Genomic DNA, 6,548 nt, shown 5'->3' with positions numbered 1-6,548 from the left:
CGAGTCCGCGGACTCGACCTCCACGCACCTGCATGGCCGTTAAATGTCCATAGGAGGACATCGCGGGCAGCAGTTCCGCCGGTGTCGGCGGAATGCCGTTGAGCTCGATCAGTTCGCGACCGTGACCGCGGTGAACTTCACCGGCGTCTTCGGCTTGCCGGTGCCGTCCTGGCTCTGTGCCGCGGCTGCGGGGTCGATCCCGTCGCGCGCGACCTTGTCCAGCACCTTCAAGCCGTCGTCGGAGATACTGCCGAAGACCGTGTAGTTCGGGTCCAGCGGAGCGGCGCCGTAGACCATGAAGAACTGGCTGCCGTTGGTGTCCGCGCCGGAGTTGGCCATCGCCAGCATGCCCCGCCCGTACTTCAGCTCCGGGAAGATCTCGTCCTTGAACGAGAAGCCAGGGCCACCGGTGCCGCTGGCCGTCGGGTCACCGCACTGGAGCATCTGCAGCCCCTCGGTGCCGAGCCGGTGGCATTCGGTGTCGGTGAAGAAGCCCTGCTTGGAGAGCTCGACGAACGCGTTCACCGTGCACGGGGCGAGTGCCCTGTCGAGGGTCACCGGGATGTCGCCCGCGGTGCTCTTCAACGTCACGTTCACGGTGCCGGTCGACGCGATCTGGCCGCCCGCCGGTGCGGTGACCGGCTTGGAAGCCGGCCTGTCCGGGGTGGCGGGGTACTCGCAGGTGGCCGGGTTCGGCAGTGCCTGCGGCCGCGCGGGCATCGGCGCGCGCTCGGTCGGGATCTGGATCTCCGCGGGAGGCTGCGGGGTCGGCGTGGCCGAGGGGTCCGCCGACGCGACGTCGTTGCTGTCGCCACCCGACGAGAGCACCACGGTTACGACGATCCCTGCCGCGACCACGAGTACGCCGCCCGCCACGATCCACGCGTTACGCCGCTGCCGCCGCGCACGTTGCTTGCTGCGTTCGATCTGCCGGTCCAACTTGCGTTTTGCGGCCTCACGGCGTTGCTGGTTGGTCGCCACCCGCGTCCTCCCGATTTTCCACATAGGTGTCACACGCCTGGGTAGCGGCAGTGTATTGGCACAGCCTGTGAGGACTCTGTACAGGGGCGGCTAGGCTGACCGAATTGCGGCCGAAACGGCCGATGGGGGAGCGGGCACGTGCCTCGCCCGGCAATCGTGGAGGTGGATTCCGTGCTCGTCGTCGGGTTTCCGGCCGGCGCCTTCCAAGCCAACTGCTACCTGCTGGCGCCCGGCCCCGGCGCGGAATGCGTCATCGTGGACCCGGGTCAGGACGCGGCCGGGAGGATCGGCGATGCGGTCCGTGAGCACGGTCTCCTCCCGATCGGGATGCTCGCCACCCACGGTCACTTCGACCACGTGGGATCGGCGGCCGCGGTGGGCGACGAACACGGACTGCCGCTGCGGCTCCATCCCGCGGACACCGGGCTTCTCGAGGACCGGGTCCGGGTCGACCCGCTGTCCGAGGGGGTCCTGGAGCTCGCCGGGTTGAGCATCACCGTCGAATCCGTTCCCGGGCACACCGCGGGCTCGGTGCAGTTCCGGTTGGAGACCCCCGAAGGCGGGCGGCTCGTGCTCACCGGTGACACGTTGTTCGCGGGCTCGGTCGGCCGCACGGACCGGCCCGGCGGCAACGCGGGCGAACTCACCCATTCCTTGCTCACCAAGGTGATGACGCTTTCCGACGAGGTCGTGGTGCTGCCGGGACACGGTGCGAGCACCACCATCGGGCGCGAGCGTTCCGCCAATCCCTTCCTACTGGGCGTGTGATGACTGAACCTGCCAAGCCTTCCGAACCCACCGAGCCGGAAAGGCTGCCGCTCTACCAGGACGACCCGGTTTCGCGCCGCCGGAGAGGCTGCTCCGGAGTGGTGGGGGCGTTGATCTTCGCCGCCGCGTTCGGCGGGATCGCCGGATTGATCGGCGGCCGCATCGTGGGACTGGTCGTCGCCGTGGTCGTGGCCCTGCCCCTGCTGTACGTGGTGGGGTTCAACGTCCGGCGGCGGTTGTGGCTCGAGGGCACCACGGTGGTGGTGCGGACCTGGCGCACCCGGCGGATCGATCTGGTGACGGCGTCGCGCGTCGACCTGCTGGTGACCGACGTCCGTGGGACTCGGACGGTGGGGCTGCTGCTCAATGCCGGGCAGCGGGGTAAGGCCGTGAAGATCGACCTGGCTGTTTATTCGGGCACGGGTGGGCGTGAGCTGGGTGTGCTGCAGCTGCGGCGGCTGGCCAACGCGATCATGAACAACGTCGAGGCGAACGGGCTGGTGTTCGCGGAGTTGCTGGTGGCGCAGTTGAAGTCCGAGGCGCGGGGGGATGGGGCGGCTGATCGGCCGTTGTACCGGCTGGCTTCGGCGGCGCCTTCGGGAAAGCTCGCTCAGCGATTCACCATGGAAGCCGTGAGCCGATTTGTGGCTACGCTGGAGGACTAGCGCTTTGGTGAGAAAGCACGGCTGGGTGGGTGGCTCGTGAGTGGCTACGAGTGTTCTAACCCTTGTTGCCACTCACGAGAGTGGTGGTCCCGTCTGTTTATTCCAGGGTGCCGCTGATGGTGCCGTCGGTGTTGATGGGGGTTACGGCGGGTTCTCGGCTGGCGATGAGGGCGGCCAGGAGAGTGGTGACGGGGACGGCGGCGACGATTCCCACGCTGCCCGCGAGGGTCCGGATGATTTCCTGGGCCAGGTCTTCGGAGCTGAGGATCGAGCCCAGGCCGACGCCGGAGATCGACGAATACAGCAGCACGGGCAGGGCCGCGCCGGCATAGGCCATTACCAGCGTGTTGACCGCGGAGCCGACGTGGTCCCGCCCGATGCGCATTCCGGAGTTGTACAGTTCGCGCCAGCTCAGGGACGGGTTGGCGCGGCGCAATTCCCAGACGGAACTGGTTTGGGTGACGGTGACGTCGTCGAGTACACCCAGCGCACCGATGACGACACCGGCCAGTAGCAGCCCTCGGGCGTCGATTCCGTGGCCCAGTGAGCCGATGAGGTTCGAGGTGCTGTCGTCGAGGCCGGTCAATGACGCGGCGGCGGAGAACAGGGCCGAGAGGACGCCGATCAGGGCGAGGCTCAGCAAGGTTCCGAGCACCGCCACGGATGTTCGAGCGGACAGTCCGTGCGTCAAGTAGAGCGCGATGAACATGATCAGGCCCGCACCGGCGATGGCGACCAGGAGCGGGTTTTCCCCGGCCAGGATCGCGGGAAGGATGAACAGCGCGATGACCAGGAAACTGAGGCCCAGGGCGATGAGCGCGGCCAGGCCTTGCCAGCGGCCGAGGACGATGACGGCGATCGCGAAGAGCGCGGCCAGCAGCGTCAGGGGGAGACCGCGCTGGAAGTCCACGATCTGGAACGAGCTCGGGTCCTGGGGGTTCGAGCCGTTGTAGGACAGCACGATCTTGTCCTTGGCGACGAACCGCGGGGTGCTGGGCTCGATCGGCACGGTGAGCCGCAGCGGCTGACCGGAGGCGGGGCCGTCGGTCATGGTGACGTCGACGGTCAGACAGGGCTTCTCGCCGGGAACCGGGTCGCCGCCGACCTGGACCTGTCCTTCGGCCAGGCAGGGCCCGGACACGGTGGCGGTGATCGTGCCGTGGACCGGCTGGCCCTGGGCCGTCGTGCTCGTCACGGCCGGTTTGCCCCACGGATAGAGCACCAGCGAGCCGACGACGGTGGCCAGCGCGACCGGGATCAGCAGCCACATCAGGAGCAGCCGGACCCGGTGTGACGCGGGGCTCGCCGGGCCGTGGTTGTGGCCGTGCCCGTGGCCATGGGCTTCCGCGGCGGGCGCCGGGCGTTCGCGGGGTGCCGGTTTCGCCCGGCGTGCGGGGGTTTCGGGCGCGCGGCGGCTTTTCGGCTGACCCTCACGTCGTGGACGCGGGGTGGACGGACGCTCGGTCACCCGGCGGATCGGGCCGGTCTCGTCGTCGGAATTGTCGTCACGGTCCACGTGTCAATCCTGCACAGGCGGCCGCGCGGCCGTCCCCCGGGGTACGGCTTTCAGCCGAGTTTCGCCGTCGTCGCCAGCCGTTGCAGGACAACGGGATCGATTTGGGTCGAATCCACCGAGATCCAATGGGTGCTGTCCAGCTGGCGGACGACGATCCGGCCGTCGGAGCTCTTCAACAGGGTCACGCCGCCGGCCTCCTGTTCGGTCAACGGGATCTTGAGGTCCTCGCCGTTCGGGCCGCCGACGCCGAATTCCCGTTGCGCGGTCCCGCTCCTCAGCCGGACGGTCGCGCACGCCTGTCCGGAATGCTCGCCCGCACCGCCGGGGCAGAGATAGAAGAACTGCCCGAGCAGCCTTTCCCCCATCGACGACTCTTCGGACAGGCCGTCCGGGATTTCGACTTCGAGCACGGGCGCGACGGTGCTCGGCGTGGCCGTCACCGACTCCGCGACCTGGCGCAGGGCCTGCTCACCGACGGCGTCCTTGGTGCCCTTCACCCGGAGCCACTGGCCGGGACCGATTTCCCAGCTCAGTTCGAGCTCGGCGGGGTCCGCCGCGATCGTCCGCAGCTTCGCCGGTTTCCCGCCGACGGTGGTGGCCGTGCCCGAGCCGCCGGCGGGATCGGTGTACCGGATTCCGACCGTCAGCACCTTGTAGTCGGCCTGGCCGAGGTACTGGACGGACTGGCCGTCACCTTCGTTCGCCCAGGTGGTGAGGTGGTAGCCCGCCGGGACCTCGCCGATGGTGAAGGGCAGCAGGCCGCCCTTGAGCTGGGTGAGTTTCGACGTCGTCGCGGGCTCCGCGACCGGGCCGGGCACCGGTGCGGACGGGATGGCCACGATCCCGATGAGCGCGGCCGCGGTCAGCGCCACGGCGCCGGTCAGCCCGGCCGCGCGGCGCAGGTTACGGCGTCGCCGGAGCCGGACCTTGGTCTTGGCGAGCACGATGGTGGGGTCGGGGGCGGAGGACTCGCGCTCGCGCAGCGCTTCCCGCAGCAGCTCGAGGTCGGTCATGACTCGGAAACCTCCGTCAGTTCGTGGTCGAGCCGGATGCGCAGGGCACTGAGCCCCCGGGAGATGTGGCTCCGCACGGTCCCCACCGCGCAGCCCATCGCTTCGGCTATCTCGGTGTCGTCGCGGTCCTCGTAGAACCGCAGCACGATCGCGGCCTGCTGCGGCCCGGTGAGCCTGCCGAGCAGCTCACCCAGCTGGTCGCGGTCGGCGATCCCGATCGCCGGGTCCGGGGCGGTGGGTCCGCGCAGGTCGCCGATGTCCGCGGCGGACCGCATCGTCCGCTGGTACCAGCGTCTCCGCCAGGTCAGGTGGCCGTTGATCACCATCCGGCGCAGGTACAGGTCTGGTCTGGCCGCGGTGGAGACCAGCGGCCACTTGAGGTGGGCACGCATCAGCGCGTCCTGGACCAGATCCTGCGCGAGATGCGTGTCACCGGTCAGCACGGCGGCGAACCGGACCAGGCCCGGTAACTGCTCGCGGGAGAATTCGTCGATGTCCACGGCTCTTATGACTCCGGCACCCAATCGTTCTGTTGCAGTGTTCTTTAAGTGATTGCCTGCCGCAGGTGCACCCGGCGGTAGGACGACGGCGGCGTGTCGTAGTGGTCCAGAAAGGACTGACGCAGGGTTTCGGTGGAGCCGAAACCGCACCGGCGGGCGATCGCGACGAGCGGGAGTTCCGTCGTGGACAACAGGTGCGCGGCGGCTTCGGTGCGGACCGTGCGGACGTAGCGGCTCGGCGTGGTGTGCAGGTGCGCGTCGAAAAGCCGGGTGAGCTGCCGGGTGCCGACGCCGGCGCGGCCGGCCAGCGCGGGGGTGCCGAGATCGCCGTCGAGACTCTCGGAGATGTACGACGTCAGCTCGCGGACCATCCGGTGCTCGGGCGGCGGGCCGGAGAGGAACATGCTGACCTGGGCCTGGTTTCCGGGCCGCTGCAGGTAGGTCACGAGTGAGCGGGCGACTTCGCGGGCCATCGTCGCGCCGTGGTCCTCTTCGACGAAAGCCAGTGCCAGGTCCAATGCGCTCGTCACCCCGGCCGAGGTGTAGACGTTGCCGTGCTTGACGAACAGCGGCACCGGGTCCACCGTGACGGCCGGATAGTGTCGCGCCATCCGGGCGGCGTAGCGCCAGTGTGTGGTCGCGCGGCGGCCGTTGAGCAGCCCGGCGGCCGCCAGCACGGTGGCGCCGGTGCAGACCGAAGCCACCCGGCGGCTGGTTTCGGCGAGCCGCCGCAGATGGGTGATCAGCCGGACGTCCGCCGCGGCTTCCTCGTACCCGCCGCCGCCGCTCACGATGACCGTATCGAGATCGCCCTCGACCTGGTCGATCCGCTGCTGCGCGACCAGGGTGAGGCCGGACATGCAGCGGATGGGCTTGCCGTCGACGCTGGCGAGGCGGATTTCGTACGGCGGCCGCGCGCCGAGCTGGTTCGCGGCGTCCAGCACGTCGGACGGGCAGGCGATGTCGAGCAGTTCCGCGTCGGGGTAACCGATGATCACCACTCGTCTGGGGGAACGCCGCATGGCGCGACGCTAGCATCTTGGCCGGCCGCCGGACACGGTTCGCAGGATTCCGGACATCGTTCACACCTCTGCCGCCCGTGGTG

Annotated in this window: 7 protein-coding genes; 2 read left to right on the top strand and 5 right to left on the bottom strand. The window is 69.3% G+C overall.

Going from position 1 to position 6,548, the window contains the following annotated elements; genetic code table 11:
• Positions 1–108 precede the first annotated feature (108 nt).
• The gene (locus VGP60_RS15715) at positions 109–981 is read right to left on the bottom strand and encodes a peptidylprolyl isomerase (RefSeq protein WP_327548738.1); all 873 of its coding nucleotides are present in this window, start codon (positions 979–981) and stop codon (positions 109–111) included.
• Positions 982–1,152: 171 nt separating this feature from the next.
• Between VGP60_RS15715 and VGP60_RS15710 the strand changes: the two genes are divergently transcribed.
• Together VGP60_RS15710 and VGP60_RS15705 are read left to right on the top strand one after the other, a co-directional pair.
• The gene (locus tag VGP60_RS15710) at positions 1,153–1,749 is read left to right on the top strand and encodes an MBL fold metallo-hydrolase (RefSeq protein WP_327548740.1); all 597 of its coding nucleotides are present in this window, start codon (positions 1,153–1,155) and stop codon (positions 1,747–1,749) included.
• Positions 1,749–2,414, top strand: coding sequence for a hypothetical protein (locus tag VGP60_RS15705; protein ID WP_327548737.1), 666 nt, complete (start codon positions 1,749–1,751; stop codon positions 2,412–2,414). Before VGP60_RS15710 ends, VGP60_RS15705 begins: the two co-directional genes overlap by 1 nt.
• A gap of 97 nt (positions 2,415–2,511) precedes the next feature.
• On the opposite strand, the gene VGP60_RS15700 is transcribed toward VGP60_RS15705, so the two are convergent.
• Genes VGP60_RS15700 through VGP60_RS15685 form a run of 4 tightly spaced genes read right to left on the bottom strand, consistent with a single transcriptional unit; the run spans position 2,512 to position 6,465 of the window.
• The gene (locus VGP60_RS15700; RefSeq protein ID WP_327548736.1) at positions 2,512–3,930 is read right to left on the bottom strand and encodes a YibE/F family protein; all 1,419 of its coding nucleotides are present in this window, start codon (positions 3,928–3,930) and stop codon (positions 2,512–2,514) included.
• A 50-nt stretch (positions 3,931–3,980) separates the two neighbouring features.
• The gene (locus VGP60_RS15695; RefSeq protein ID WP_327548735.1) at positions 3,981–4,943 is read right to left on the bottom strand and encodes a hypothetical protein; all 963 of its coding nucleotides are present in this window, start codon (positions 4,941–4,943) and stop codon (positions 3,981–3,983) included.
• On the bottom strand, positions 4,940–5,443 hold the full coding sequence (locus VGP60_RS15690) for a SigE family RNA polymerase sigma factor (RefSeq protein ID WP_327548734.1): 504 nt from the start codon (positions 5,441–5,443) through the stop codon (positions 4,940–4,942). Before VGP60_RS15690 ends, VGP60_RS15695 begins: the two co-directional genes overlap by 4 nt.
• Before the next feature lie 44 nt (positions 5,444–5,487).
• Positions 5,488–6,465 (bottom strand): GlxA family transcriptional regulator, encoded by a 978-nt coding sequence (locus tag VGP60_RS15685; RefSeq protein ID WP_327548733.1) that lies wholly within the window; start codon positions 6,463–6,465, stop codon positions 5,488–5,490.
• Positions 6,466–6,548: the final 83 nt, after the last annotated feature.

Source organism: Amycolatopsis sp., assembly GCF_036008905.1.
In the GTDB taxonomy this organism is placed as follows: domain Bacteria; phylum Actinomycetota; class Actinomycetes; order Mycobacteriales; family Pseudonocardiaceae; genus Amycolatopsis.
Note: the sequence above shows the minus strand (reverse complement) of the source record. Positions and strands in the feature narration are given on the sequence as shown.

Excerpts from the sequence above, each read along its gene's own strand:
- VGP60_RS15685 (WP_327548733.1), bottom strand. The coding sequence starts at position 6,465 with ATGCGGCGTTCCCCCAGACGAGTGGTGATCATCGGTTACCCCGACGCG.
- VGP60_RS15695 (WP_327548735.1), bottom strand. The coding sequence starts at position 4,943 with ATGACCGACCTCGAGCTGCTGCGGGAAGCGCTGCGCGAGCGCGAGTCC.
- VGP60_RS15705 (WP_327548737.1), top strand. The coding sequence starts at position 1,749 with ATGACTGAACCTGCCAAGCCTTCCGAACCCACCGAGCCGGAAAGGCTG.